The sequence below is a fragment of the Nostoc sp. PCC 7524 genome (genome assembly GCF_000316645.1).
Taxonomy (GTDB): domain Bacteria; phylum Cyanobacteriota; class Cyanobacteriia; order Cyanobacteriales; family Nostocaceae; genus Trichormus.
The window spans coordinates 1128199-1154566 of the sequence record NC_019684.1 but is presented as its reverse complement, the minus strand read 5'-3'; the positions used below and the strand labels follow the sequence as shown (position 1 = coordinate 1154566).

The 26368-nt window shown below is 39.1% G+C and carries 28 protein-coding genes and 1 tRNA gene; 23 read left to right on the top strand and 6 right to left on the bottom strand.

What is annotated here, in order from left to right; translation table 11 throughout:
* Nucleotides 1-241: 241 nt before the first annotated feature.
* Together NOS7524_RS04820 and NOS7524_RS04815 are read left to right on the top strand one after the other, a co-directional pair.
* Complete coding sequence (locus NOS7524_RS04820) at nucleotides 242-937, top strand: WecB/TagA/CpsF family glycosyltransferase (RefSeq protein WP_015137347.1); 696 nt, start codon at nucleotides 242-244, stop codon at nucleotides 935-937.
* A gap of 17 nt (nucleotides 938-954) precedes the next feature.
* Nucleotides 955-1827 (top strand): polysaccharide deacetylase family protein, encoded by an 873-nt coding sequence (locus tag NOS7524_RS04815; protein ID WP_015137346.1) that lies wholly within the window; start codon nucleotides 955-957, stop codon nucleotides 1825-1827.
* Nucleotides 1828-2108: 281 nt separating this feature from the next.
* Here the strand turns inward: NOS7524_RS04815 and NOS7524_RS30405 are convergent, their stop codons facing one another.
* Complete coding sequence (locus NOS7524_RS30405; RefSeq protein WP_216087505.1) at nucleotides 2109-2282, bottom strand: hypothetical protein; 174 nt, start codon at nucleotides 2280-2282, stop codon at nucleotides 2109-2111.
* Nucleotides 2283-2394: 112 nt separating this feature from the next.
* Between NOS7524_RS30405 and NOS7524_RS04810 the strand changes: the two genes are divergently transcribed.
* Nucleotides 2395-3231 carry a class I SAM-dependent methyltransferase gene (locus NOS7524_RS04810; protein ID WP_015137345.1) on the top strand — a complete coding sequence of 279 codons (837 nt, stop codon included), beginning with the start codon at nucleotides 2395-2397 and terminating at the stop codon, nucleotides 3229-3231.
* Nucleotides 3232-3276: 45 nt separating this feature from the next.
* Here NOS7524_RS04810 and ygfZ read toward each other — a convergent pair whose 3' ends face one another.
* Complete coding sequence (gene ygfZ / locus NOS7524_RS04805) at nucleotides 3277-4260, bottom strand: CAF17-like 4Fe-4S cluster assembly/insertion protein YgfZ (RefSeq protein ID WP_015137344.1); 984 nt, start codon at nucleotides 4258-4260, stop codon at nucleotides 3277-3279.
* A 305-nt stretch (nucleotides 4261-4565) separates the two neighbouring features.
* Between ygfZ and NOS7524_RS04800 the strand changes: the two genes are divergently transcribed.
* The 9 genes from NOS7524_RS04800 to NOS7524_RS28190 all read left to right on the top strand — a co-directional run bounded on the left by NOS7524_RS04800 (nucleotide 4566) and on the right by NOS7524_RS28190 (nucleotide 12583).
* Nucleotides 4566-5687 (top strand): site-2 protease family protein, encoded by a 1122-nt coding sequence (locus NOS7524_RS04800; RefSeq protein WP_015137343.1) that lies wholly within the window; start codon nucleotides 4566-4568, stop codon nucleotides 5685-5687.
* A 313-nt stretch (nucleotides 5688-6000) separates the two neighbouring features.
* The gene (locus tag NOS7524_RS04795) at nucleotides 6001-6381 is read left to right on the top strand and encodes a hypothetical protein (protein WP_015137342.1); all 381 of its coding nucleotides are present in this window, start codon (nucleotides 6001-6003) and stop codon (nucleotides 6379-6381) included.
* 330 nt (nucleotides 6382-6711) lie between these two features.
* Nucleotides 6712-6939, top strand: a complete 228-nt coding sequence (locus NOS7524_RS04790) for a hypothetical protein (RefSeq protein ID WP_015137341.1) — start codon at nucleotides 6712-6714, stop codon at nucleotides 6937-6939.
* A gap of 4 nt (nucleotides 6940-6943) precedes the next feature.
* Nucleotides 6944-7195 carry a hypothetical protein gene (locus NOS7524_RS04785; RefSeq protein WP_015137340.1) on the top strand — a complete coding sequence of 84 codons (252 nt, stop codon included), beginning with the start codon at nucleotides 6944-6946 and terminating at the stop codon, nucleotides 7193-7195.
* 468 nt (nucleotides 7196-7663) lie between these two features.
* Nucleotides 7664-7888 carry a hypothetical protein gene (locus NOS7524_RS04780; protein ID WP_015137339.1) on the top strand — a complete coding sequence of 75 codons (225 nt, stop codon included), beginning with the start codon at nucleotides 7664-7666 and terminating at the stop codon, nucleotides 7886-7888.
* Nucleotides 7889-8229: 341 nt separating this feature from the next.
* A complete protein-coding gene (locus tag NOS7524_RS04775) occupies nucleotides 8230-10485 on the top strand; it encodes an FdhF/YdeP family oxidoreductase (RefSeq protein WP_015137338.1) in 2256 nt (751 codons plus the stop codon).
* A 340-nt stretch (nucleotides 10486-10825) separates the two neighbouring features.
* Nucleotides 10826-11281, top strand: a complete 456-nt coding sequence (locus NOS7524_RS04770; protein ID WP_015137337.1) for a DUF2214 family protein — start codon at nucleotides 10826-10828, stop codon at nucleotides 11279-11281.
* Between the two features lie 88 nt (nucleotides 11282-11369).
* A complete protein-coding gene (gene modD, locus NOS7524_RS04765) occupies nucleotides 11370-12221 on the top strand; it encodes a ModD protein (RefSeq protein WP_015137336.1) in 852 nt (283 codons plus the stop codon).
* Between the two features lie 161 nt (nucleotides 12222-12382).
* The gene (locus NOS7524_RS28190) at nucleotides 12383-12583 is read left to right on the top strand and encodes a hypothetical protein (RefSeq protein WP_235622397.1); all 201 of its coding nucleotides are present in this window, start codon (nucleotides 12383-12385) and stop codon (nucleotides 12581-12583) included.
* Nucleotides 12584-12592: 9 nt separating this feature from the next.
* Here the strand turns inward: NOS7524_RS28190 and NOS7524_RS04760 are convergent, their stop codons facing one another.
* The 4 genes from NOS7524_RS04760 to NOS7524_RS04745 all read right to left on the bottom strand — a co-directional run bounded on the left by NOS7524_RS04760 (nucleotide 12593) and on the right by NOS7524_RS04745 (nucleotide 17168).
* A complete protein-coding gene (locus tag NOS7524_RS04760) occupies nucleotides 12593-13237 on the bottom strand; it encodes a hypothetical protein (protein ID WP_051039179.1) in 645 nt (214 codons plus the stop codon).
* Between the two features lie 126 nt (nucleotides 13238-13363).
* Nucleotides 13364-16489 (bottom strand): HsdM family class I SAM-dependent methyltransferase, encoded by a 3126-nt coding sequence (locus NOS7524_RS04755; RefSeq protein WP_015137334.1) that lies wholly within the window; start codon nucleotides 16487-16489, stop codon nucleotides 13364-13366.
* 268 nt (nucleotides 16490-16757) lie between these two features.
* Nucleotides 16758-17024 (bottom strand): hypothetical protein, encoded by a 267-nt coding sequence (locus NOS7524_RS04750; protein WP_235622396.1) that lies wholly within the window; start codon nucleotides 17022-17024, stop codon nucleotides 16758-16760.
* A 72-nt stretch (nucleotides 17025-17096) separates the two neighbouring features.
* Nucleotides 17097-17168, bottom strand: a tRNA-Gly gene (locus NOS7524_RS04745).
* A gap of 447 nt (nucleotides 17169-17615) precedes the next feature.
* Here NOS7524_RS04745 and NOS7524_RS04740 point away from each other — a divergent pair.
* From NOS7524_RS04740 to ureG, 11 genes are all read left to right on the top strand, one after another.
* Nucleotides 17616-18491, top strand: a complete 876-nt coding sequence (locus NOS7524_RS04740) for an Npun_R2479 family HD domain-containing metalloprotein (protein WP_015137333.1) — start codon at nucleotides 17616-17618, stop codon at nucleotides 18489-18491.
* A gap of 170 nt (nucleotides 18492-18661) precedes the next feature.
* Entirely contained in the window at nucleotides 18662-19780 is a 1119-nt protein-coding gene (locus tag NOS7524_RS04735) for an ABC transporter permease (protein ID WP_015137332.1), read from the top strand.
* A gap of 337 nt (nucleotides 19781-20117) precedes the next feature.
* On the top strand, nucleotides 20118-20558 hold the full coding sequence (locus NOS7524_RS04730; protein ID WP_015137331.1) for an arsenate reductase ArsC: 441 nt from the start codon (nucleotides 20118-20120) through the stop codon (nucleotides 20556-20558).
* A 14-nt stretch (nucleotides 20559-20572) separates the two neighbouring features.
* Nucleotides 20573-22354, top strand: a complete 1782-nt coding sequence (locus NOS7524_RS04725; protein WP_015137330.1) for a PAS domain-containing sensor histidine kinase — start codon at nucleotides 20573-20575, stop codon at nucleotides 22352-22354.
* Nucleotides 22355-22482: 128 nt separating this feature from the next.
* Nucleotides 22483-23301, top strand: coding sequence for a radical SAM protein (locus NOS7524_RS04720; RefSeq protein WP_015137329.1), 819 nt, complete (start codon nucleotides 22483-22485; stop codon nucleotides 23299-23301).
* A 25-nt stretch (nucleotides 23302-23326) separates the two neighbouring features.
* Nucleotides 23327-23950, top strand: a complete 624-nt coding sequence (locus tag NOS7524_RS04715; RefSeq protein WP_015137328.1) for a 4Fe-4S single cluster domain-containing protein — start codon at nucleotides 23327-23329, stop codon at nucleotides 23948-23950.
* A gap of 207 nt (nucleotides 23951-24157) precedes the next feature.
* A complete protein-coding gene (gene ureE, locus NOS7524_RS04710) occupies nucleotides 24158-24601 on the top strand; it encodes an urease accessory protein UreE (RefSeq protein ID WP_015137326.1) in 444 nt (147 codons plus the stop codon).
* Complete coding sequence (locus NOS7524_RS04705; protein ID WP_015137325.1) at nucleotides 24579-25268, top strand: urease accessory protein UreF; 690 nt, start codon at nucleotides 24579-24581, stop codon at nucleotides 25266-25268. Before ureE ends, NOS7524_RS04705 begins: the two co-directional genes overlap by 23 nt.
* A 51-nt stretch (nucleotides 25269-25319) precedes the next feature.
* Nucleotides 25320-25502 carry a DUF6888 family protein gene (locus tag NOS7524_RS31140; RefSeq protein ID WP_015137324.1) on the top strand — a complete coding sequence of 61 codons (183 nt, stop codon included), beginning with the start codon at nucleotides 25320-25322 and terminating at the stop codon, nucleotides 25500-25502.
* Nucleotides 25502-25711: a DUF6887 family protein gene (locus tag NOS7524_RS04700; protein ID WP_015137323.1), complete on the top strand. Its 210-nt coding sequence runs from the start codon at nucleotides 25502-25504 to the stop codon at nucleotides 25709-25711. The genes NOS7524_RS31140 and NOS7524_RS04700 overlap by 1 nt, the downstream gene beginning before the upstream one ends.
* 32 nt (nucleotides 25712-25743) lie before the next feature.
* Nucleotides 25744-26340: an urease accessory protein UreG gene (gene ureG / locus NOS7524_RS04695; RefSeq protein ID WP_041555557.1), complete on the top strand. Its 597-nt coding sequence runs from the start codon at nucleotides 25744-25746 to the stop codon at nucleotides 26338-26340.
* The last annotated feature ends 28 nt before the right edge of the window (nucleotides 26341-26368 follow it).

Below are 26368 nucleotides of genomic sequence, written 5' to 3'. Positions count from 1 at the left end.
ACACGATATAAAACACCATCATGGCTTGATTGAGCGTATCCCAACAATCAGTAATCACGCCGACTTATTTATGGTAAATATCAATTTATTTTTAATCTCCTAGTTGCATAAACCTTACTAAATTTGAAATCATTCAGGTACTATACGCCAAGCCCAAAGAAATAATCCTATTTAACTTTCAAAATCTTATGAGCAGTAATATAATTCAGTTATTTCTGTTCTAAAAGTTAAATTTAGAGATATGTCAGAGCTTGGTGCGATAGAGATGATGGAATCATTTATAAAACAAGAGCCAGATAAAACTCATCTCATCTTCATTGCCAACTCTTACACTCTCAATCTAGCCACTGATAACCCGGAATACAGAGATGTTTTAAACAGTGCTAACGTTGTTTTTGCAGATGGTACAGGGGTAATCTGGGCAGCTAGACTGCGTAGGAGAAATTTGCAAAGTAATCTCGTTGGTACTGATTTAATTCCTAAGTTTTTAACTCAGACAAGCAACTGTAATTATCGGTATTACTTACTTGGTGCAGATACCAATACTATAAAATATGCAGCAGAGTATGCTTCTCGGCAATTTCCAGGCTGGACATTAGCAGGATTTCATCATGGTTACTTAGGAGAGACTGAAACTATCAAAGTCATTGAAAAGATTAACTCTTTACAGCCTCACCTGTTATTAGTCGGGATGGGAAATCCTTTACAGGAATACTGGCTTTACAAAAATCAGCAAAGATTGAAAGTACCTGTATGTGTTGGTGTTGGAGGACTCTTTGATCATTGGGGTGGAAACCTGAAACGCGCCCCATTATGGGTTAGGAAATTAGGATTTGAGTGGCTGCAAATTTTACTTCAGCAACCCGGTAAAAAATGGCGGCGTTATCTCATTGGTAATCCTAAATTTATTATCCGCATGGTTTTGATTCGTGACTAAGAAATAAATACTAAGCCATGATATCAAGTTCAATTAAACCCCTTCGCTGGTATTTAAAAAAAACTGCACGTTGCGGTATGTGTTTGGCATCTCTGCCATTAAAACAATCACTTTCCAGGATCAATCAGTCTAGTTATTCACCAGTGCGTATCCTCACTTACCATCGCTTCGGTGATGTAAAACGCGATCCATTTTGTATGGGAATGAAAGATTTTCAAGCCCAAATGGAGTGGATTGCCAGAAAAAACCTAGCTGTATCTCTTAGTGATATAGAGAGTTTTGTAGCAGGGAAAAAATGCCTGCCCAAGAATGCAATCTTGGTTACTGTAGATGATGGTTATCGGAGCGTTTATTTGAAGGCACTACCGATTTTTAAGCAATTCTCAATCCCAGCAGTTGCCTTTATCACTACAAGTAATATTAATAGTAGCGGCAATCATTACAAGGCAAATAGTGAAACGATAGAACCCTATTTGACATGGAAAGAAGTTGAAGCTCTTGCTGAAGCAGGTGTTACTATTGGTTCTCATGCTAGAACTCACCGTTCCCTGGGGAAAATGAGTTTAGATGAAGCCTATCAAGAAGCTATCATGTCTCGTGAAGCTATAGAAAAAAACTTGGGGATGCAGGTAACAGCTTTTGCATATCCCTTTGGTACATTGGCTGATTTTAACAAATCTACAACCCAGATTCTTAAGGAAAGCGGTTACAAGTTAGCATTCACTTCTCAACACGGTGCTATTGAACCAAAACTTGATCCTTTAGTTTTGCCGCGTGTCAAGGTAGAAGGTGGTGAACCAATGTGGATGTTTCGTATGCTTGTCTATGGTGGATTAGATGAATGGCGATTGATTGATAAAATGCTCTGGCGATTGCAGCAAAGTCCATAAATTTACAGCTGTCTTGCAGCTATCTTTCAAATCACCGTCAAATAACGATAAAAGCTCACTCTCCTGTGGCTAAAATTCTAATTAGGGTTTGCTGTGATCTAATATGGCTGGTATTGTTGGTTTTTGGGACTTTCTCTACCAGTCAAGTATTTTGCCACAGGGGTGAGCATATTCAACTTATTATGACTGTTGCAGCTGCTCATCCATACAAATGAATATTAATAAACTGTAAATTGGTATTATAATTTAATTTATTCTTAATAAGAACTATTTAAAATCTTTTATGTATCTTGACTTTCTCTTCCAGTAACTGCTAGAGCCTTTCTAGCTCTAGTTTTTCTGGCAGATATTTGTTCATAATCGTGATACCATACCTTATTTGTATATTTTAGCAATACCCCACCACCTGAATCATGACCGAGAAAGTGATCACACTTGCGTAAGTCCTGAATCAATTTCTATGCTGCAAAATAAGGTTATAGAACATAAAAAATTGCTACGCATTGGATGTAGCTTTTTGCAGTGATGTATTGCCAAGATGGGAATAAGCTTGCTTTCAGAAAGCATATGAAAGATTTTGAACAAAGAAAAAATTGGTATAGGCAAGTAGCCAATATCTACACTTCGCAGCAGCGAAAAAACTGGTATAGCGAAGTAGCTGATGCCTATAACAAAACAAGACCTCGCTATCCGCAAGAACTGATTCACCGTGCTGTAGAGTTAGCCCAACTTCCACAAGATGCCCTAATTTTAGAAGTAGGATGCGGCCCTGGAACTGCAACTACGGCTTTTGCTCAATTGGGCTTCTCGATGCTTTGCCTTGAACCTAGCCAAAAAATGTGCCAGCTAGCTCGACACAACTGTATACAATATCCCTCTGTAGAAATTACTAATACCTCATTTGAAGAGTGGCAACTAGAGCCTGGAAAGTTTAATGCTGTTTTAGCTGCAACTTCTTTTCACTGGGTTTCCTCTGAGATTGGCTATGCAAAAGCAGCTGATGCCTTAAAAGAGGATGGATATTTGGTTTTACTTTGGAATATGACACCTCAACCACAGTATGAAATCTATGAAGCCTTCCATGAGGTTTATCAGACTCAAGCGCCAACTTTGGGAAGGTATGAAGAGAGAGAAACTCAACAAAACCAACTGAGAAGATTTGGCAAAGCTGTAATTGATTCTGGTTTGTTTAAGTGTTTAGTATCAGAACAGTTGCCTTGTGAAATCACCTACAGTATTGATGATTATCTGATGCTTTTAAGTACATTGTCCCCATACATAGTTTTAGATACCCACCAAAGGAATTCTTTATTTGCTGGTTTAAGACAAGTATTAGAAAAACACTCTATCAGCAGTATTCCAGTCTCGTTTCTCTCGGCTTTTCATATTGCCCAGAAGATATAGGAATTGGGGATTGGGGGAAAAGTAAGATGGAGAAAAATCAAATTTTTAAGGGTACTCGTGTGAAACAAATGGGATAGCGACTATTTCCCCCTCAGAGTTTCCTACTTGTACTTTTAAACCTACATTACCAGCTTTGCTTTTAATGTAACCTAATCCAAAGTAACCATCAGGGGTTGCAGTCAAACTTGTGAGTTTACCGACTTTTTCATCTCCAACTGTAATTGTGTCTCCTATGACTGCGGGGTTGTTGAGACGAATCCCCCAAAGATATTGTTTGACACCTTTATATGTATTTAACCTGGCGATGGTTTCTTGACCGATATAGCAACCTTTATTAAAGGAAATAGTCTGCCATAAACCCACTTCCAAAGGATTATACTCATCGGTGAGTTCGGCATCTGGGGCTGGTCTACCTTGTAAAATGCGTAAATGTTCCCAAGCGCGATCGCTTAACTCTACTGCTCCTAATTCTATAATCTGCTGCCATACTTTCTCTTTTAAAGACACAGGCAAAATCATTGTATATCCAGGTGCAGCCAAGCCACTACCTACAGCGATGATCATATCTCTATCTACCACAATATGATTTCCGTAGGGTTGACCGATAATTGCCCCAGCACCTAACTTTTTAACTACAGCATCACTTCCTGGGCCGATGAGGCTAAAAGTAGCGGTTTCATCGGTAACATCGGTTAATTGCACTTGATCAGCAAAGAAAATATAACGATCCAGCCATTGGATTAAATACTCGCGACGCTTAGATGAAACTAACAATAGCACCGCATCATCGAGAACATAGGCGCTGACTAAATCAATGGTGCGGGCTGTAGATGTTACCATGACAGTATCACAGCCTTGTCCTGGTTTCAGGCTTTGGAAATCATTGGTACTCTGATTGTGTAAAAAACGCAAACGATCAGCTTCAGAAACACGGATACGTCCCCAAAAAGAGCGATCGCACACAGCAACTCCTGCTGTTGCGGCTTGGATAGCGGTTGCGTCTTTACCGTCAAGTGCAGTGGTTGACATGGTAGTGAAGAGTTGCCCTGTTTCAATGTTTTTGCATTGGCAATCTTAGCAAAGAAACGTAGGGATTGGGGATTGGGAAAGCAGGGGGAGCAGGGGAAGCAGGGGGAGCAGGGAAAGCAGGGGGAGCAGGGGAGAATAACTATTGCCTATTGCCTATTGCCTCTTACCTGTATCCCTGAGAACCGCACCACAATAGACGGACACCACTACCGTTACAAAGATTAAAATTGCTTAATACTTCGTTACACTAGAAACAACGAGAGGGTAAAAAACAACTCTCGCGGCTGAACTCAAAGGTGAACGACATGAATGGCACAATTCGCGTTGGCAATCTCTTCGGTATCCCCTTTTACATACATCCGTCTTGGTTTCTAGTTCTGGGCTTGGTAACTTGGACTTATAGTGGCGGACTCATGGCACAATTCCCGCAATTATCCGGGGGATTGGCTTTAATACTAGGATTGACGACAGCTTTGTTGTTGTTTGCCTCTGTCGTCGCCCACGAGTTAGGACACAGCTTCGTAGCTATCCGCCAGGGAATTAATGTTAATTCAATCACATTATTTATCTTTGGTGGGTTGGCTAGCTTAGAACAAGAATCAAAAACCCCAGCCGGAGCTTTTTGGGTAGCGATCGCCGGGCCTTTAGTTAGTCTGCTGTTATGCGGTATTGTCACAGCAATCGGTGTGACTACTGCTATATCCGGCCCCTTAGCTGCTATTCTCGGTGTTCTGGCATCTGTAAATTTGGCATTAGCTTTGTTCAACCTCATTCCTGGCTTACCTTTGGATGGTGGTAATATCCTCAAAGCTATTGTATGGAAAATTACAGGTAAACCCTATAAAGGTGTTACCTTTGCTAGCCGAGTTGGACAAATCTTTGGTTGGGTAGCGATCGCTTCTGGTTTAATCCCCTTATTCTTGTTTGGTAGCTTCGCCAACTTCTGGAATTTATTAATCGGATTCTTCTTACTGCAAAATGCGGGTAATGCAGCCCAATTTGCGAGAGTGCAAGAAAAACTCACAGGATTGACAGCAGCAGATGCAGTGACAATTAATAGTCCAATTGTCTCGGATCACCTCAGCCTCAGAGAGTTTGCAGATCAGCAAATTGTCCAAGGTAACAACTGGCAACGGTTTTTAGTTACCAACGATGCAGGACAATTAGTGGGTGCGATCGCTCTGGATGACTTACGGAGTATTAATACAACACTGTGGTCAGAAACACAAGTCAGAGATGTGATGCGATCAATTCAATCTACCACTATCCCATCAAATCAACCATTACTAGAAGTAGTGCAACTGTTGGAACAACAAAAATTATCGGCACTGCCTGTAATTCGTGATAACGGTGTGCTAGTCGGAATTCTCGAAAAAGCTGCGATTATTCAACTACTGCAAAGTAGTACCGAACCCAGCCCTGCATAGTTTTCTCATCGGAAAAACGCTCCTTCCCTTAAGCCCTCAGATTTTCTGGGGGCTTTTTTGTAAGTAAAAAGATCAAAGTGGATTACTCTATGAAGCACTATTAAAAAACTTCCTTCATCTATGAATACTTTATAACTTTTGTTAGATGGATAACTATCTTTTTAGTTTTAATCTTTTAATTGTGCTGGTGGCAGCTAAATTGGTGATCAAACCCATATGTTTTTAGTGAATTATCACTAATTTAGATTATTAGCTAACCAATAAAGCTCTAACAAATGGAAAGCTATTCACATTCAGTTGATGGAGTACAATAATGGCAAATTTGTTTACTAAGGCAATCAATACTATCAAGTTTATATATCAAAACTTTGAACTTAAGCGTTTTTTTGCTATTGCCCTGGTTGGTTTTGTAGTGCTAACAACAAGCTTAGATTCTAGTATTGACGCTGGACGTAGTAGTGACTCTTTAACCAGAAGATTAGACAAAGTTGTACATCAGGATGATGCTGATAGACCCAAGACTACAGGAGAATGGAACAAAGAAGCTCGTCAAACAGAAGAAGCTTCTGGAGAAAGAGCTAAAAGAATTGCTAAAGAATCTGGCGAAGCTCTAAAACAATGGGGTTCCGTTTACACAGACACAGCTCAGAGAAGTGCTGACGATCTCCAAGACAATAATCGGCTCCGCAGTTAATCCCGACTATCGCTCTACTGGAGTTGGCTGCACAAAATAGACTATGAAGCGAATTCGCCGCAAAAATGCTTGATCAAATCAGGCTGAACGCACAGATGACATCAGCTTAACAAGAGCGCAGGCGATCGCTTTTTGTTTGGAAGTTATCCTGCCCTATAGTGATATATGCGATATAGTCCTGCTACCCGATCACGATGAACCCAAAAAAACCACCAATCTAAAAGTTGGTGGTTTGATTTTTAGAAATATATTTTTTCTATTGTGTTGTAATTAAAGAAAGATTTGTATCATGTTTTTAATCAGCAACACCAAATATTTTATTGAATAGACATGACTTCACAAAATAAAAACCAACGAATTCAAATAAATTTAGATTTATCGCTAGAATTATATGAAACAATCAGCAATCTGGCACAACAGATGGATGAAGATAATGCTGAGGTATTGCTAAAAGCCATCGCCCTCTTAGAAATAGCAGTAGAAGCCCAGCAGAAAGGTAAACATCTCTGGATTGTAGACGATAATCAAAATCTTGAAACTGAAATTGTGGGCATCTAACAGCATGACAGATGTAAAAGATTTATCACAGATTATTACGAATAAAGGTGAAAATCCACTAACTTTATCAATAGTAAACAAACAGTCCCAAGAAGATGCAGAACTTGAGCGAAAGCTGCGAGAACTTAAGTTTAAACAAGAACTTAGAAAAGATTGGATTTTATTTATAGTCAGAGATGTAGTAATATTTTCTGCAACCATATTATTTGTTTTTTTAGTTAGCGGTTATTCTTTATTTATGCACATTTACAAATAAATAGTGATTCCCACTTAAGTGATGTAAAAATAATATTTTGAAACGCAGGGGGGCGCGGAGTAAAGCGCAGAGTTACGCAGAGATTTGTACCTCAGCAGACTAGGAAACGCTAAAAGTATTTTTGCTTAATACACAGAGGCATAGCTGGCATTTATCAAAAGTCTGACAACGGCTATCCCCTTTATTCAAAAACAAAACTAAACTATGAGATTAGGACATCAGGAAATCATAAAACCATTACCATCAGAGGCTTTTAAACCTGTCACCTGTCACCTGCTATAGATGAGATTGTTGGTATAAATACTTGGGTATCTTTACTGTGAATTTAGAGTGAATAAACTATAGGTAAATGACTATTAGCAAATAATGTGGTTTTAACTACGTTATTGAGTTGAATTAGTAAGATAGACTGACTGAATATATGTCATCAAATTACTGGATGAAATTCAGTAACAAAACAGGAGAAACATGAGCAGAGAATTAGCCAAAGTCATCTTGTGGGAAGAAAACCAAAAAGATTTTGTTAAAAAGTTATATGACCTCCAATTTGTTCCTAGAATAGGAGAAGAAATTTACCTACAAAGAGAAAGATGGAAAGTAACTAGAGTTGAGCATGATGTAGAAGTTAGTGAGATTAATATCTATATAGAATTAATTAAAAAGGTGAAGCAGGATAAATCATCTAATTCATAAATAAAATTTATTTAGTGATTGAAGCCAGTAGTATTTTAGGATTTGTGTGGTATCGGCGATCGCTTTCTTTATTCTTAGAGGAAAACCCCAGTGATCGCCCCTTTCAGCACTTCCTTAGACATTAACTTCATGCTTAATCCTGACTGCGTCCTTATATTTAAATACGCAATTCTATCTGTTGAAAATATTACATAATATAAATGAAGGCGCGATAAGATTCCATAGCAATAGTCGAAGGATTAAGCTTTGCTTATCTCATTAATTCATATTTCTATTCTGCAACGCTAAATAATTTTTAGCAATAATAATAGTTAGTTAAGCGAGTTGAGATTTAGCTAAGTATGGATAACTTACCTCAAAGCAAGTCTAGCTCCCCGGCTGGGGGTGGTTTACCTGTGATTCAGTATTGGGTAGAACAAACTCTCTCAGCACAAGGATTACAATTATGGCAAACTCTCAATCATAAAAGTGCGTGTTTATCCTGTGCTTGGGGTACGGGTGGACAAAAAGGGGGATTTGTTAATGAAGCGGGAGAATATTTACAACGCTGTGCTAAAAGTGTAGAGGCGATCGCGGCGGAATTGCAACCAGGAATTAAACCAAATTTTTTCCAAAAATATAGTATAAGTGAATTACAAAAACTGACTTCTCAAGAATGCGATCGCTTGGGTAGATTAACTTATCCTCTTATTCTCAGATCAGGTTCATCTCATTATCAACGGATTAGCTGGGAAGAAGTTTATCATATCGCTACACAAGCCTTTAATTTACCCCCAGCACGAATTGCTAGTTATAGTTCTGGGCGTTCATCGAATGAAGCTGCTTATTTACTACAATTACTCATGCGATCGCTAGGTAGTAATAACCTAGCAGACTGTTCAGATTTGTGTCACGCCCCTTCAACAGTAGGATTAAAAAAAGTTTTCGGCTCAGGTACATCAATGGTAAGCTTAGAGCATCTAAAACATAGTGATTGTATTGTTTTAATTGGTTCTAATGCACCTGCAAATCATCCACGACTGATGAACGAATTAATCAAATTGCGGGAAAGAGGCGGTAAAGTCATTATTATTAATCCCCAAATTGAAATCGGCTTAGTTAAATTTGCATCTCCTGCATTTCCCCTCAAATCTTTGCTCACAGGAGGTTCAGATATATCTTCTTTATATTTACAACCAATTCCTGGTAGTGATGTGGCATTATTTGTGGGGTTACAAAAATCCCTGGTTGAACAGAATTTAATTAAAACTGAATATCTTAAATCCTATACAAAAGATTGGCAGAAAATTATAGATTATGCTAATAATATATCATGGAATGAAATAACTAATATATGTGGTTTATCCCCAGAAGAAATCACAGCAACAGCTTATATAATTGGTAAATCCGAGCGTGTAGTTTTTGCTTGGGCTATGGGGATAACTCAACACGCTAACGGTGTAGATAATGTTTTTAGTATTGCCAATACAGCCTTAATCACAGGTAATGCTGGTAAAATTGGTGCCGGGACAATGCCCATTCGAGGACATTCCAATGTGCAAGGATTTGGTTCAATGGGTGTCACTGTCAACTTGCGGGAAGAAATCAAACAAGCACTATCTCAACTATTAGGTAAACCCTTAAATGAAACTCCTGGTTATCATACCCGTGACTTAATAACAGCAGCAGAATTAGGAAAGATAGATACACTATTTTGTTTAGGGGGAAATCTGTATGCAGCCAATCCAGACTTACAGCAAGCAAAACAGGCATTATCACAAATAGAAACCATTTTTTACTTAGCTACTAAACCGAATTTAGGACATTTTCACGGATTAGCTAAACAGCAAACTTTAATATTACCTGTATTTAATCGCTTTGAAAATCCTCATAAAACAACAACTGAATCTGGTAATAACTTTGTAAGGTTAAATGATGAAGGTAAAAGTCATTTGAAACCACCTGATGCTGATCTAATTTCAGAAATAGAATTAATCACAGAAATTGCTCATCGTTTACATGGTGAAACACCGATAAATTGGCGTAAACTGCAAGATACAGTTTATGTGAGAGAATTAATTGCTAAAACCATTCCGGGCTATGAAAAAATTGGCACAATTGACCAAACAAAACAAGAATTTCTGATTGCAGGACGGATTTTAGATGAACCGAAATTTACCACATCTGATGGCAAAGCGCAGATGTTTGTCACACCTTTACCACAATTATCACTACCAACTAAAGCAGAGTTTGGTGTGCCAGAAAATCAACCAGGAATTGTAGTTATTTTAGGAACAGGACGCAGCTATGGTCAACATAATACTGTGGTTTATCGTAGTGAAGATAAATATCGAGGAATGCCCCATCGGCACTGTATTTTAATGAATCCTCTGGATGTAAAAAAAGCGGGATTCCAGGAACATCAGCGAGTCACAGTCAAAGGAGATGGGGGAGAACTAGAAAATATTGAAATTATTGGTGGGGCAATTCTTGAAGGTGTAGCTTTTATGTTTTATCCTGAAGCTAATGTTTTATTTAAAGCAAAAGTTGATCCGCACAGTGGCACACCTGCTTACAAAAGAGTTCCAGTTTGTATTACAGCTCATCGGCTTCTTTAAGAGGATGTTTTAAAAGTTGAAGCCAGTCAAAAATTATGCGCGTTGTCTGAACCTGATACGCACCATCGCTACATAGATAAAAGTTTCTGAAGCTCTCTCTAGTGATGGCTCTATTTTTAACCCTAGTTGAGCAATTACAACCCTCTGAATATTCACAAGAGGGTTAATTTTAGAATCTTATTATTAGCTCGCATGATTTACTATTATATAGTTATATGGTTATATTAAATACAGTTATCAGAAAAAAGTTGCCCTACCTTGAAAGGCACTTCTTAATTACTGCATCAAAGTTTTTGCAGGGAAGGTATGGGCGCACACACAATACATTACAGGAAAACCAATGTGGGAAAGTGCTATTACGGCATATTTACATTATCTGGGCTTTATGCTGGCATTTGGGGCGTTAGTGGTTGAAAGTCAAAATTTGAGAAAAGATATCAGTCTGGCAGAAGCGTGGAGAGTGGTGACGGCAGATGCCATTTATGGTATTTCAGCCATCACAATCCTGCTCACAGGCATATTGAGAGTAATTTACTTTGGTAAAGGAAGCGATTACTACCTTAACAGTCCAGTCTTTTACACCAAAGTCGGGATATTCATCCTGGTGAGTTTATTGTCTCTGTATCCTACCTTTTCATTTCTGTCTTGGATTAAGCACTTGCGAAATAACGAACCTCCTCAAATTGAATTACCGCAATTGCAGCGACTCTCTTGGCTAATCAGGGGCGAATTAGTTGGGTTTGCACTCATCCCCTTGTTAGCAGCACTTTTAGCACGGGGAATGAAACCCTTTTAATCAAACATCCTGATGTTTGCCTGGAAGTGCTTACCGATAAGCGAACAGAAGCAGTGATCAAAACTACGATGAGGAATATATTTCAGTTATGAGGAATGTACTTTCAGACGCGGCGATCGCCCAACTCATTGAGGAGGATGTTCCCTATGTTGATTTGACTACATTTGGACTCGGAATTGGTAAGCAACCAGGTGAAATCGAGTTTTATTCCCGTCATCCAATGGTGGTTTGTGCCACAGAGGAAGCTGCCAGAGTCTTTGAACAGTGTGGTGCTAAAGTTCTTACTCACGTTGAAAGCAGCACTAAACTGGCGGCAAAACAACTGATCTTAAAAGCGGCAGGTTCAGCCGAAGCCTTGCATATTGCCTGGAGAATTGCACTTAATTTGTTGGAATATACCTCTGGGATTGCCACTCGTACCAATAGTTTGGTCGAAGCGGCGCATCAGATCAATCCATCAGTCGGAATTGTCGGTACACGCAAAGTGTTTCCCGGTACGCGTGCGCTATCCGTTAAGGCTATCTTGGCAGGTGGAGCTATTCCTCATCGTTTGGGGTTGTCTGAGAGCATTCTGATCTTCAAGGAGCATCTGACTTACCTTGGTGGGATGTCAGAACTGTTGAAAGCCTTGCCTGCACTTAAACAACGCTTCCAAGAACACAAAATGGCGATGGAAGTAGAAACCGTAGCAGATGCCTGGGCGATCGCTCAAGCCGGAGTGGATATTATTCAGTTTGATAAAGTTTCCTCTGCTGATCTCAAGCCCGTGGTACTGTCACTCAAGCATCAGTATCCCAACATCAAAATAGCTGTGGCTGGGGGAATTACCTTAGACAACGTTCAGGACTATGCCAGCACGGGAGTTGATCTCCTGGTAACAAGCTATCCCTATTTTGGCAAACCTGCTGATATTGGTGTGAAAATGTCGGACGTGGACTGAATAGCGTGCCAGCTTACCATTAAATATACGCAACAGACAATCTCCCACTACCTGTCTAAATGTTGTCGAGGTTGATGCCAATAGGTTAAGCGCAAATGTTACCACCTACTGGGGTGGGGTGGGTATGAAAATTGAGCCAATCCAGTTATGTGCTGCTTGTTATGCTGAGTCGCCATGTCACAAAATTGAATGGCAGTTTTAAGGTAACGCAAGGGTGCGATCGCCACAAATTAACTTTGTTGTCAGAATGTCCCAACTGTGGAGCAAGGTTTAAAGTTCCGACTTTGTGGGTTGATGGTTGGTGTCAAAGGTGTTTTATGCCTTTTGGGGAGATGCTGGAGCGTCAGAAGGTAGTTGAGTAAGTTTTAAATTTATTCAACCGAAGGTATATTATTAGTAGCTGTAGCAATTATTTTGAATAGTAAATGGTGACATCTAAATTCCACCGGATATGACTTTCCTGAAGGAACTATTCGCTGATGATCCGAAGTTTTGTGATCACGAGTTGGAAAATCTGGATGATCATTTAATGTACATGGTACTTTGTTTGCAATATTGCTAAAGGCTTTGTTTGAATCACCAGAAAAAAGATAACCAAGCATTCCTCCCTGACTAGAAAATGGTGCATATTTACAAGTTATAAAGTTGTCGTTTATCTCGTCTACATATTTACCAACTGCGCCATCTGTTTTCAACACTTTAGCTTCTAAAGGCCATATAATCCTTCTATTGGCTCTAAGAATAAATGCAATATCATACTCTTTTGGTTGTGCTGGTGCAAAATCACGAGTTTCCCTTTCATAAGAACCATGTTGAACATAATATGGCTCATCTCCTGTCATCACTTCGTGAATTTCTGGTTCAAGTAACTGAGTGATATCTCGTTCAATATCATCCTCAGCCAGACTACAATCAATTTTTGATAATACTTCTTTTACTAATAAATCATATCCTTTCCAAACGAAAGTTAGTATATTAGTTGATGCTGTTTCACTCCAGTGCTTAGATAATTCCATAAATTCATCTGTATCTGGCCATCTTATTTCTGAAATTGTCTGCCGTCTTATAACCAAAATTTAACTCCTATACTACTAATATTTTGCGTTTAATTTAAATTTATTTAATTAATCTGAGAGATATATCTAAGTCATAATATCTGCTGCTACTTCATCAGCATCTCTTAAAGCCATAGAGCGAGTCCAATAACGAATTTTGTCAGGTTTGATTAAATAAATAGTAGGAATATTCACCTCATTTAATTGAACAGAATCATAAATCCTGGCAACACGTTGATAAAAGATGCCACCATCTTCTATACTTCCTCTTTTGATATACAACTTATTTAAATTCTCCAAGCGTTCCATTAAGTCAGGGGAGTTAATAGGTTCAATATGTACACCATGACAATCAGGTCTATTTAGATAGATTGCGACTAAACGAACAGGAAGAAAAGTGTTATTTATTTCCTGAAAGATGGTGGCGCAGACTTGTTTATCTTGTCCAAATCCTGCTTTCATAACTCGCAAGAAATACTCGCAATATGCTGTCAGTTCAGGTTCAGTGTTATTCTGAGATTGACTATTATCTATACGAAGAGTTCTTTTTCTTCCTGGAGAAGCACTATTTCCTTTAAAATCTTGCAGGGTGTAATTGAAAAGGTCATTAATTAGCACCCATTCACTATCTTTAAATTCAAAAGCTTGTCGTATGCGCTCATCTATATCATCAATTGTTTTTATATTATGCAAATCTCCTACCGATAATTCAGGTATTGGCACACGCAGTAAATCACTTGGTTTAATTTCAGGAATATATGACGCAAAACGACCATTTGAAAGCAGCAAGTAATAAACAGCTAATTTACTTTTGTAGGTCAGACAAGCTGCTTCTAAGATTAAAGAGTTTTCTTCAATAATGTGTACACTGACATAGCTACCAGAGCAAATAATACCCGTACTATTTTGTTTTTCTGATTCAGTAATAGCACTCTGAAAACGGCTTAATTTTTCCGTCCAACTGAGTTTAATTATTAGTTGCGGCAAATCAAATGCTGCCAAATTAGTTAGACGGTGTGTATATGGATCTTTATTAATAGGAAGTTGCTTCGCTACCAAGTAAGTGTCAGTGCCTTTAGGAAATAGTTGAGTAAATCTTTTATCCTCTAAAATACGTCTTCCTAAAATTGCTGAATGATATTTTTGACGACTTCCTCTGATAATTCCTTGAGATGATATTACAATATTTGAAAGCTCAAGTTGTTCTAAATTTTTGTCTTTAGCCAATCTACGAACTAAAGAAAGATCACGTCTCCCTCCCCACATTAATGCTGTCCAAACTAATGGATTTGATATCGCTTCTTGAGGGTAAATTGTATTAACATCGTATGGCTCAATTACTATATAATAGTCATCTTGATTAGTCATTACTGGCTTTGGACAAATGTATGTCAAAGGTTCACCATCAGGAGGTGTGACTGACATTGTGATAACACAAGCTGGAGAAATAGCATCTTTGAAAAGCCCAAAACGTAATGCAGACAAATTAACTATCTCTTCAATTTTGAACTCTGAAAAAAGCCTAGCTCGAAATGCCTGAGCAGTACCAACCTGATTAAAAATCAACGCCAGTGCAGGTTGCATCATTGCTACTTGTCCACCAGGTTTTGTTAAAGCAGCAGCTTTTGGCAGAAAAAGTGGGCCAATATTACCGTAGGTTATTGTCCAAACATCTCCAGCCCAAGATTTAGCTGCCGGAGTGACAGTGTTTTTACCCCAAGGTGCATTACCTACGACTAAATCATATTTACCAGCATCCTGAACAGAACGAAAACCTTCTTTGTCTTCTTCAAAAAAATCAGCAGCAATTAATTGACGATCACGTAATCTAGGAAAGCGAAACTCATTCTCCCAATAATCTTGAGGTTCAACTTTATCTAGCATGGTTAAATACAGACTAAAAGATGCGACCCTTACAGCTTGAGCATCTACATCAACTCCAAATAAATTATTTTCTAGTAAATTTTTTAAATCATTTGGTTGAATTATTTTTTGATGAGCTTTTTCCCATCTATAAATTAAACGTTGGAATGCTTTAACTAGAAAAATTCCTGAACCACAAGCAGGATCAAGAATCTTCATATCCCATTTTTCACTATCCCAAGGTAAAACACCATCTAATACAAAATCAACTATATGTTCTGGTGTGTAATGAATTCCTGTACCATATTCTTTACTGACAAATTCTTCATATATACTGCTAATAAAATCTAAAGGTATAACATCAAAATGATAGTATTGCCATAGACTTAACTGTCCATTTTCAATGTCTACATGACCACTGACAAAATAAGCAAGTATATTTAGGTGAGTTTGTTTAACTTTTTGTTCTTCTGTTTGCCATTCAACTTCCCTTTCTTGTTCGGTAGCTCCTTTACCTGGGAATAAATCACCATTAAACTTGCCGTTGAGCCAACGAAAAAATTGATAAGTATCTCTATGATTTCTTAATATGTCAGCTAAATGAGAGTATTTAGCCGATAATTTCCCAATTTGATATAAATAATCTAGTAAATTTGTATTTAAAGCAGGATTACCTTCAGATTCTTGACGATCAAAAAGGAATTGAATAAAAATAATTCTTGCTAATAAATCATGAATCGTGTCATCATCAAGTTCGTTTTCTTGAAGTTCCTTCCGAACACTTTTCAGATTTCTCAATAGCATCTGGTCAGCAGCCTGACTTCGTTGAAATCGCTGGCTATGTTCTTGAAAAAATTGACCGGATACTAGATCAGCCCAGTGTAAACGCAAACTTTCAGCAGCTTGATCTGAAAGAGATATTTGATTAAATGATTCAAGTTCCTGCTTAGAAACATTAATTACGGGCTTGATAATATCATCTTCTTTTGGAGGTTCTTCGTAGCACGTCCAAATTCTTAATCGGTTAGGTTCTGTTGTAATTAGTGACGGTGTACGAGAAAAACTCCAAGCGAGTCTATAAGTTTTCTTCAGAGTTTCCTCTGATACTTCTCCTGGAAAATCACACACCAACGCAATAGGTGTTTCTGTTGAGTCACCTTGAGGATTTGCAGCCAGCACTCCTATTTGCACACCATGACCATCTGATAGTTTGCTGATAGTTCTACCTAACTTTTCCCTAGCGATTTGTGCATAAACACTTGGTCCAGCACCAGGTGGCTCCAAAATTTGTTCTGGAGTTGGCCAGTGAAGTTTTTTATGTGCTAGTTCCAGTAGTCCAGACTGTGACATTGCGTGATTTAAGCTGCATTAAAATATAATTTCACATTTCGACCATTACATAGTCATGATATTGATTGTCTTAAGAGTACATTAGTATTGTCACTGCTGCAACAACATTTAAGCATAGTTCATAAAATTTTGATTACAAGGAATAAATTTCCATTATATTTATCTGCAAATTAGGTTTTGTCCATTGATTTACAAACCTTTTAAGTCAATTTAAGAATATGTCTATTCAACGTAAGTGAAGCCATCAAAATTGAGATATTGAAAGACTTCAATCTTCATTAGCCAATCTACTTGCTAATTTTTCATAAATAATATCTAACCACACAGGAATCACAGGTTTACCTTCATCTAAAGATGCGATCGCTCTCTTCCTGTCAAATTCCACTAAGGAAAGAGAAGCATCCTGTGCTTCCGACAACAACATAAAGCGTCTACCTATACCCGAACTAAATAACTCTGGCTCTTGGTCTTTCAGTGTTTTTACGGTTTCGCAAGCGATATCAAAACTCCAACCTACAGATAGCCAATACACCATTGATTATTGATTAATGAACTATTGATTCAAGTAGCGCAACATCCTGAGTTTGCAACTTGGCGAACAAACAAAAGCGGGCGATGGGACTCGAACCCACGACGTTCACCTTGGGAAGGTGACATTCTACCACTGAATTACACCCGCATATAATCATACGGGGACGATTATATCATAAAATTTCATCTTACCCAACAAATCACCGATACTGAGTTGTTCTCAAAGATAGTCAATGAGGACGAGCATGGAAAATAGGGAGTGGGGTTGAGGAATATTTATTTTCAAAAATAAACATATATGACAGTTTATGAAAAATTACCCAATTTCTCAACTGATGGCTGTAATAATTGCCGCTAAATCACCTGGAATAAGTATTAAATTTTATTAAGCTTGATGTCTGCACAGATTACTTGCGCCAACTCTTTCTCCAACATCAACCAGCGATCGCAGTATAAAAATAACTAGCACTTACTCTTATACCTGAGCTAAAACGGATCAGTCTGCATTTTGTTAAACTCCATGCCAGGAAATTTTCAATGTAGATTTTTGTAAATACTTCATCAATAATTTCTATCCAACCTGAGCAACAAAAATATGTTCAACGCCACTGAGATTTTAATTGATGCCTTCGTCAAACAACTGAGAGACGGCTACAGTCGTACTTATGGCTGTTTCAAAAATGATTATCAAGACATCATTGCTTGGGCTGGTAATATGGCGTTGGAGAACATAGCCAACAGTGACGCGCTCTATCACAATGTTGAACACTCAATATTAGTTACCCTTGTAGGGCAGGAAATCTTACGCGGTAAGCATATCCGTGAAGGTGGTGTTTCTAGCGAAGATTGGTTACATTTTATTATTTCCTTGTTATGTCATGATATTGGCTATGTTAAAGGCGTTTGTCGTCTAGACCAAGAACACGAAGGTTTATACGCTACAGGGCAGAATGGCAAAATGATTTCTCTTGCACCTGGGGCTTCTGATGCTAGTCTGACACCGTATCATGTGGATAGAGCTAAATTATTCATTGATGAGCGTTTTGGCGGTCATAAGCTGATAGATGCCGAAGTCATTAAAAGCAATATTGAATTGACTAGGTTTCCTGTACCTACAGCAGACGATCATCAAGGTACAACTAGCTTTGCTGGGTTGGTACGTGCTGCTGATTTAATAGGACAATTAAGCGATCCACGTTACTTAAAGAAAATCACCTCTTTGTACTATGAGTTTGAAGAAACCGGAGTCACCAAAGTTTTAGGGTACAAAAACCCGGCAGATTTACGGAAAAACTACGCTAAATTTTATTGGAATGGAGTTCATCCCTATATTACAGATGGGCTGAGATATTTATCTTTGACACAGCAAGGAAAACAAATTTTAGCCAATCTCTACTCGAATGTGTTTGTTGTTGAACATGAAAAAAATCAAGAAGAACAAAAATATTTAGTCAAGCAATTGCAAGCATGATTCAGAGGAAAAAAGGGGGTGGGGAGTTGGGAGTTGGGAATAGGGGGTGAGGGAGAGAGGAAATCATACCTCAAACCAGATCAAGTCACAAACCTTAACTATGGACACTTGACTATTCACCAATCACCCTTAACTATTGACTAATGACTAATGACTAATAACTAATAACTATGAATTGGTGGCAAAGACTTCAGAAAAATCCGTTGGCGCGATTTGGGGCAATTTTGCTGTTGATTTTCTATGTGGCGGTAATCGCTGCTGATTTTGTCGCCCCATATGATCCTTATGTCTCACAGCCTAATGGTTCACTATTACCACCGACTCGGATTTATTGGGTTTCACCAACATCAGGTAAATTTATCGGCCCCCATATTTATCCTACAACTCAGGGAGACACCGATTTAGAGACAGGCGATCGCCAACTAATTGTAGATTTTAATCAGCCTTCTCCTGTGCGGTTATTTGTCTCCGGGCCAGAGTACCGACTGTTTCAATTGAGTTTACCACTACCGCCTCAATGGCAAGAAGTCTCCATTATCCCCGGTATTCCCTTAGATTGGCATTTGTTTGGCGCTGCTGGTAACGCTAAGTTAAATCTCCTTGGTACAGACGAACAAGGACGTGATCAATTTAGCCGCTTGCTATATGGGGGGCGGATTAGTCTATTTATCGGTATTGTGGGAGTTTTGTTTACCTTTCCCCTAGGTTTGCTCATAGGTGGTATTTCTGGCTACTTTGGCGGTTGGACGGATAGCGTGATTATGCGGGTGGCAGAAGTGCTGATGACTTTCCCTAGTATCTATCTATTAGTTACCTTAAGCTCCGTCTTACCAGCCGGGTTAACTAGCAGTCAACGTTTTTTGCTAGTTGTCTTGATTACTTCGGTGATTAGCTGGGCTGGATTAGCAAGGGTAATTCGTGGACAGGTACTTTCAATTAAAGAGCGAGAATTTGTCCAAGCAGCCAGAGCTATGGGTGGAAAACCAATCTATATTATTCTGCGCCACGTTTTACCGCAGACTGCTACCTATGTAATTATCTCTGCAACTTTAGCGGTTCCCAGCTTTATTGGTGCAGAAGCGGTATTAAGTTTAATTGGTTTGGGCATTCAACAACCTGATCCATCTTGGGGTAATATGCTGTCTCTAGCCAGCAATGCTTCCATTTTGGTGCTACAACCTTGGTTAATTTGGCCGCCAGCCGTGCTGATTATTCTTACAGTCTTAGCTTTTAATGTACTGGGCGATGGTTTAAGAGATGCGCTTGATCCTCGTAGTTTCAGAAGATAGACCTCTACATATTTTGCAGATAGTTGTCAGAGATGGGTGTATTAAGCATCCATCTTTTTATTTTTCAGCAGGTATGAATAAAGATGTTCATCGGTCTTAGTATGTGGAGTTAATGACAACTCCTTACTCGATAAAACTGCAAAATTATTTAAATATTTTGTATAAATAAAAAACATGAAACCATATATTACAACTTTTAGGTTAAATAAAGATTAAGGTGATAAATCAAATATTTATTCGCCAGATTTACTGATATTTATGTGCTTTCCCTGAAGACTATGATTTTTGCTTTCGCTTAAAATCCATACCAGAAATATACAAATTATTAAGTTTAAGTATGCAAAAACCATTGTTGGTTATACTCTGCACTGGTAATTCTTGCCGGAGTCAAATGGCGGAAGGATTTTTAAATGAATTAGCGGATGATTTATTAACTGTGCATAGTGCAGGTATGAATCCAGCCCAAAGAGTTCATCCTTTAGCTGTGAAAGTAATGCAAGAAGTTGGCATAGATATTTCCCAAAACACCTGTAAGCATATCAACCAATTTCTCGACCAGAAAATTGATACAGTGATCACAGTCTGCGATCATGCTGATCAAAGTTGTCCTTCATTACCTTCAGCAGTTAAACGTCATCATTTTGCCTTTCCTGATCCAGCAGAAGCCACAGGAACAGAAGCCGAAAAGTTGCAAATATTTCGTCGAATTCGTGACGATATTAGCAAATTACTTTTGGCGTACATAGCAGGAAGACGTGATGCTCTCTCATACTCTTAACCGGAGTTATGGGTATGTTAGATGACTCACTCAGTTTACCATTAACTATGTTTACTGCTTTGTCAGACCGCTCAGACTTATTGATGGCATTGACAGATAGAGGCGGGCGGATTGAATGGGTTAATCAAGCCTTTGTCGAACATACTAGGTTAGCAATTGATTTACTCATAGGCAAGAAATTTTTTACTGTATTAGCTGCTAACTCGCAACTAAATTTTCAACAAACTTATATTCGTGAACAACTGATGAAAGGAGAAAGCTTTAAATTTGAGCTTTCTTATTTATCACCTGAGCAACGAGAATATTGGTTATTAGTAGATGGACAACCGATACAAGATGCTGAAGGCATAACCAATAAATATGCCATCATGTCTAGTGATATTACTGTGCGGAAGCTCACAGAAACAGATTTAGAACAAACTAGACAACGGCTCAAGCGATTAGTGGAAGGTGTGAAATTAGTGCCTTGGGAAGCACTAGATGTCAATCGCCAATTTACTTATGTGGGGCCACAAGCTATTGAATTATTTGGTTATGAGTTGGCACAGTGGTATGAACCAGACTTTTGGTATTCACACATTCATCCGGAAGATTTGCCACAAGTTGTTTCCCATCACCAAGGGATTACATCAGAGCAGGATGATTACATAGTTGAGTATAGGTTTTTAGCTGCTGATAGTCAGTGGATATGGGTAAAAGATATTGTCAATGTTGTGCGATCGCCTGATAATGTGATCCAGTTATTTGGCTTTTTGTTAGATATTGGTGAACGCAAACAAGTAGAAATCTCCTTACAAGTAGCTCTGAAAAACTTAGAACATACAAATCAAGAATTGGAATTTCGGGTACAGCAACGCACTTTAGCTTTGCATCAAGAGAAGGAAAAATTAGAACAAACTTTAGAGAAGTTACAGAAAACCCAAATTCAACTAATTCAAAGTGAAAAAATGTCTAGCCTAGGTCAACTTGTGGCAGGTATTGCTCACGAAATTAATAATCCAGTAAATTTTATCTACGGCAATATTACCTATGCTAATGAATATATTCAAGATCTGCTGTATCTAGTGCAATGCTATCAGCAATATTATCCCCATCCAGAGCCAAAATTACAAGCAGAAATTGAGGCAGTAGAAATTGACTTTATCATAGAGGATTTACCCAGATTATTATCTTCTATGAGTATTGGTGCTAACCGGATTCGAGAAATTGTTTTGTCTTTGCGTAATTTCTCCCGCCTGGATGAAGCTGAAGTCAAAGCGGTAGATATTCATGAAGGTATTGATAGCACTTTGATGATTCTGCACAATCGCCTCAAAGCAAAACCAGATTTCCCAGAAATTCAAGTAATGAGAGAATACGGCAAATTACCATTGGTAGAATGTTATGCCGGACAACTGAATCAAGTATTTATGAATTTGATAGCTAATGCTATTGATGCTTTAGAAGAATCAACAGTTAAAAACTCTCAGGTTTCTACTCAACCACAAATTCATATTTGTACAGAAATCGCTCATGAGCAGCAAGTGGTAATTCGCATTGCAGATAATGGCACTGGGATGAGCGAGGAAATCAGAAAGCGTCTTTTTGACCCCTTTTTCACGACAAAACCTATTGGGAAGGGGACGGGTTTAGGATTATCTATCAGTTACCAAATTGTGGTTGAAAAACATCAAGGTAAACTGGAATGTTCTTCTGTAATAGGTAAAGGCACAGAATTTGTGATCTCTATTCCAGTTAAACCAATCAGCACACCTTTGAGATCAGAAACAGGGAACAAGGAACAGGCAACAGTATAGGGGTGATGAGGGAGATGAGGCTAAACATCCAGTCCCCAGTCCCCAAGTCTTCACAAGTTCCTCAACTTCTAGTTCTACATTCTTGGTAGTAAAACCTCAACGATCGCCACTTCTGCGATCAGGCAACTATGAACGCCATAGAATCTAGACAAAATCCCCACAGTTCCTTTGTCTACGGGCCTGTGAAATCCTGGCGATTTGGGCGATCGCTTGGTATTGATCCGATTGGTGTGGTGTCTACCTGCTCTTTCAACTGTGTATATTGTCAGTTAGGACAAATTCAAACTCATAGCACTCAACGTCAAGTTTTTGTATCTACAGCCCAATTACTCAGTGATTTGCAAGCTTTAGACACCAATGAACAAATAGATGTAGTAACACTCAGTGGCAGTGGCGAACCCACCTTAGCATTAAATTTAGAAGAAATTTTGGCGATCGCTAAACAGGTAATAACAAGACCTACGGTAGTATTGACTAACAGCACCCTACTAGGCGATCGCATGGTACGTCATGCTTTACAACTAGCAGATATTGTTGCTGTCAAATTAGATGCTATTTCGTCAAATCAATTGCAGCGCATCAATCAGCCAGTAGAGACAATAAACCTACAGCGTATCTTGGCTGGTATCGAGGAATTTCGCGGGGAATATCAAGGAAAATTGACGATCCAAACTATGTTGTTATCTCCCTGGACAACGGAAATGATAGAAGATTACATCCAAATCATCCAGCGTCTAAGTCCTGATGAGATTCAACTCAATGTTCCTTCCCGTCCCCGTGTTTTGACTCGTCAATTGGATGCTAGGGGAAATAATGCAGTTGAATCCTATGCTGGTGCTTTTCACCAACTTAAGTGTATCAGTCTTGATGTCCTCAATGCTGTAGGTGATGCAATTTACGATGCTACCAGCATTCCGGTGCGTTGCGCCCCGATGGCTTTGTCATAGTTAACCATTCCAAGGAGAATCATAGATGGAAACCAAGTCAACCAACCCATCACTCACACTCCCAGAAATTCCCCCTGGCTATCTCAATATTATGGGTTACATTGATGAGTCAGAGGTGAATGGCCCTGGTTGCCGTGCTGTCGTCTGGGTACAAGGCTGTCCCCGTGAGTGTCCTGGCTGTTTTAATCCTGATTCTTGGACATTTGAGATTAACCAATTAGTTAGTGTTGATAGTCTCGTTGAGCAAATTTTGAGCAAACCGCAAAATCAAGGCGTAACATTCTCCGGTGGCGAACCCTTTTGGCAAGCACCCGCATTAGCTCAACTGGCGCAAAAACTCAAAGCAGCTGGTTTAAATGTCATGTCTTTTACTGGTTTCACCCTCCAGCAACTGCAATCTGAATCTGCGCCTCCAGGTTCTCAAGCATTGTTAGAGCAATTAGATATTTTGATTGATGGGCCATTTGTGCAGTCTTTAGCTATTAATTCTCCTAATTCCCCAGTTTCTTCGCGGAATCAACGAGTTCGTGTATTCAATCCGGCTTTTGCTGATAAAATCACTTGGGCAAGTGACCAGATAGAAGTTCATATTCTCAAAGATGGTAATCGGATTGTCACCGGTTATCAAGGTTGGCTGGAATGGACTTAGAGGGGATTGGGGACTCATCGGTGAACCAAATTAAATGAGTAATAAGTAATGAGTAATGAGTAATGAGTAAATACCCATTACTTATTACTCTTTACTTAAAGAAGGAAAGGATTAGGCATGAATTTTTAACCCCTGAAAAGGTACAAAATCAACACCCTACATTGACGGTAAAATTCACCCAGAGAGAATTGGTAATTGTGATTGATCATGCTGACGTTAACACAACGTAAACCACCCAACCCTGATACTGTCGTCGCTTTCACCTTGGCTTTGACAGCTGAAGAACGCACTCGTAGCCGTCACCGCTTTGAAACCGCAGATGGCAAAGTAGTATTTTTGCGTTTACCAAGGGGAACGGTGTTGCGGGATGGGGATATTTTGCAAGATGAATCTAACGGCAGTTTGATCAGAATTGCGGCTAAACCAGAACCAGTTTTAACGGTTGTCGCGGCTACTCCAGTTTTATTAATGCGGGCGGCATATCATTTAGGCAATCGTCATGTACCAGTAGAAATAACTGCCAACTATTTACGCCTCTCTCCAGATCCGGTATTATGCAACCTGTTAGAACAAATGGGGTTAAATATTACAGAGGAAATTTTACCGTTTCAGCCAGAATTAGGCGCATATGGACATCATCACCCTCACTAATAGCCATTTTTTGCATATCTTGCAACTAGCTAGCTCGGCTTTACCTGTGGGAGCATATAGCTATTCGGAAGGTTTAGAAACTTTAGTAGAACATGGCACAATTACTAACCAAGTCACTTTGCAACGATGGTTAGAGGCAGAATTACGGTATGGGGCGATTCGCCTAGAAGCGGCGGTGATGCTCAGAGCTAGCCAGGCTGTCACTAGGGGTGATATAGAAAGATTGTGTTATTGGAATTCGTGGTTATCTGCTGCCAGGGAAACCCAAGAGTTACGCAACTCTAGCTGGCAAATGGGGCGATCGCTCATGCAGTTACTTGGTAAAATACAACCGCAAATCTTACCTTTAGTGAATGCTGTAGGTAATCCTAGCAATTATGCGATCGCTTTTGGGATGGCTGCGGCTCATTGGCAAATTCATCCCCAAGCCGCCTTGTTAGCATATCTGCATAGCTGGGCAACTAATTTGATGACGGCTGGGGTAAAACTCATTCCCCTAGGACAAACAGCAGGGCAAGAAATATTACTAGAGTTGCAACCATTAATCACTCATGCCACAGTAGAAATTATGTCTTTAGCAGATGATGACATGGCCTGTTGTAGCTGGGGTTTGTCTTTAGCCAGTATGCAGCACGAAACCCAGTATACCAGGCTGTTTAGGAGTTGAGGCATCAGAGGATAAACCTGATAATCTGTTAAAAGAATGCTGAATTGAGGTATAACGATTTTACCAACTGCCGAGCAGGGCATCATGTGTGTCACACTGTGTCAATCCCTGACAAATACATTTACACCTATATTTATTGTTCGACTGGACGAGCGCACAGGCAACGTCTTCATTTTAGCTGGCGATAATATACAAATAGAGATATATCGCAATGGTCGTTGGAGATTTATATAATGACAACTGACTTTAACACAATGACAAAAGCTGAACTGAGAGCTTATGTAATTAACAATCCCCACGATCAAGCAGCGTTTTATGCCTTCGTTGATCGTTTCACATCTGGGGCATCTCCTGACACATTTACTATGGCTCAATCACCAGCAGAAATTGCAGAAGTTGCCAAATTAATTCGGCAAAAAGTGGCACAAGTGAACGCAGAATAACCATATCTATAGTAATGAATATTGATGGAATTATGAACGCTTTTCGTGTTGGGGTGGCTGGACCGGTGGGTTCTGGGAAAACGGCTTTGGTGGATGCCATGTGTAAGGCACTGCGCGATCGCTATCAAATTGCTGTGGTGACGAATGATATATATACTCAAGAAGACGCGCAGTTTTTGGTGCGTTCTCAAGCCTTAGCAAGCGATCGCATTTTAGGCGTAGAAACTGGCGGTTGTCCCCACACGGCAATTCGTGAAGATGCTTCGATGAATTTGGCGGCAATTGAACAACTAGAACACCATTTTCTTAACTTAGATTTAGTTTTTTTAGAAAGCGGTGGTGATAATTTAGCCGCTACCTTTAGTCCAGAATTGGTAGACTTAACAATTTATGTGATTGATGTGGCTGCTGGTGATAAAATTCCCCGCAAAGGCGGCCCCGGTATTACTAAATCTGATTTATTAGTCATTAATAAAACTGACTTAGCACCATATGTTGGTGCAGATTTAAGTGTTATGGAACGAGACGCACAAAAAATGCGCGGTGATAAACCCTTTGTATTTACTAATTTAAAAACTCAATCAGGACTTATGGAAGTGATTAACTTTGTTTGTCAACATCTTTGTTAAGATTATTAATATAAATAAATATCTTGAA

Coding starts and splice junctions, on each gene's coding strand:
- NOS7524_RS04820 (WP_015137347.1), top strand. CDS start 242: ATGTCAGAGCTTGGTGCGATAGAGATGATGGAATCATTTATAAAACAA.
- NOS7524_RS04815 (WP_015137346.1), top strand. CDS start 955: ATGATATCAAGTTCAATTAAACCCCTTCGCTGGTATTTAAAAAAAACT.
- NOS7524_RS04810 (WP_015137345.1), top strand. CDS start 2,395: ATGAAAGATTTTGAACAAAGAAAAAATTGGTATAGGCAAGTAGCCAAT.
- ygfZ (WP_015137344.1), bottom strand. CDS start 4,260: ATGTCAACCACTGCACTTGACGGTAAAGACGCAACCGCTATCCAAGCC.
- NOS7524_RS04800 (WP_015137343.1), top strand. CDS start 4,566: ATGAATGGCACAATTCGCGTTGGCAATCTCTTCGGTATCCCCTTTTAC.
- NOS7524_RS04795 (WP_015137342.1), top strand. CDS start 6,001: ATGGCAAATTTGTTTACTAAGGCAATCAATACTATCAAGTTTATATAT.
- NOS7524_RS04790 (WP_015137341.1), top strand. CDS start 6,712: ATGACTTCACAAAATAAAAACCAACGAATTCAAATAAATTTAGATTTA.
- NOS7524_RS04785 (WP_015137340.1), top strand. CDS start 6,944: ATGACAGATGTAAAAGATTTATCACAGATTATTACGAATAAAGGTGAA.
- NOS7524_RS04780 (WP_015137339.1), top strand. CDS start 7,664: ATGAGCAGAGAATTAGCCAAAGTCATCTTGTGGGAAGAAAACCAAAAA.
- NOS7524_RS04775 (WP_015137338.1), top strand. CDS start 8,230: ATGGATAACTTACCTCAAAGCAAGTCTAGCTCCCCGGCTGGGGGTGGT.
- NOS7524_RS04770 (WP_015137337.1), top strand. CDS start 10,826: ATGTGGGAAAGTGCTATTACGGCATATTTACATTATCTGGGCTTTATG.
- modD (WP_015137336.1), top strand. CDS start 11,370: ATGAGGAATGTACTTTCAGACGCGGCGATCGCCCAACTCATTGAGGAG.
- NOS7524_RS28190 (WP_235622397.1), top strand. CDS start 12,383: ATGCTGAGTCGCCATGTCACAAAATTGAATGGCAGTTTTAAGGTAACG.
- NOS7524_RS04760 (WP_051039179.1), bottom strand. CDS start 13,237: ATGGAATTATCTAAGCACTGGAGTGAAACAGCATCAACTAATATACTA.
- NOS7524_RS04755 (WP_015137334.1), bottom strand. CDS start 16,489: ATGTCACAGTCTGGACTACTGGAACTAGCACATAAAAAACTTCACTGG.
- NOS7524_RS04750 (WP_235622396.1), bottom strand. CDS start 17,024: ATGGTGTATTGGCTATCTGTAGGTTGGAGTTTTGATATCGCTTGCGAA.
- NOS7524_RS04740 (WP_015137333.1), top strand. CDS start 17,616: ATGTTCAACGCCACTGAGATTTTAATTGATGCCTTCGTCAAACAACTG.
- NOS7524_RS04735 (WP_015137332.1), top strand. CDS start 18,662: ATGAATTGGTGGCAAAGACTTCAGAAAAATCCGTTGGCGCGATTTGGG.
- NOS7524_RS04730 (WP_015137331.1), top strand. CDS start 20,118: ATGCAAAAACCATTGTTGGTTATACTCTGCACTGGTAATTCTTGCCGG.
- NOS7524_RS04725 (WP_015137330.1), top strand. CDS start 20,573: ATGTTAGATGACTCACTCAGTTTACCATTAACTATGTTTACTGCTTTG.
- NOS7524_RS04720 (WP_015137329.1), top strand. CDS start 22,483: ATGAACGCCATAGAATCTAGACAAAATCCCCACAGTTCCTTTGTCTAC.
- NOS7524_RS04715 (WP_015137328.1), top strand. CDS start 23,327: ATGGAAACCAAGTCAACCAACCCATCACTCACACTCCCAGAAATTCCC.
- ureE (WP_015137326.1), top strand. CDS start 24,158: ATGCTGACGTTAACACAACGTAAACCACCCAACCCTGATACTGTCGTC.
- NOS7524_RS04705 (WP_015137325.1), top strand. CDS start 24,579: ATGGACATCATCACCCTCACTAATAGCCATTTTTTGCATATCTTGCAA.
- NOS7524_RS04700 (WP_015137323.1), top strand. CDS start 25,502: ATGACAACTGACTTTAACACAATGACAAAAGCTGAACTGAGAGCTTAT.
- ureG (WP_041555557.1), top strand. CDS start 25,744: ATGAACGCTTTTCGTGTTGGGGTGGCTGGACCGGTGGGTTCTGGGAAA.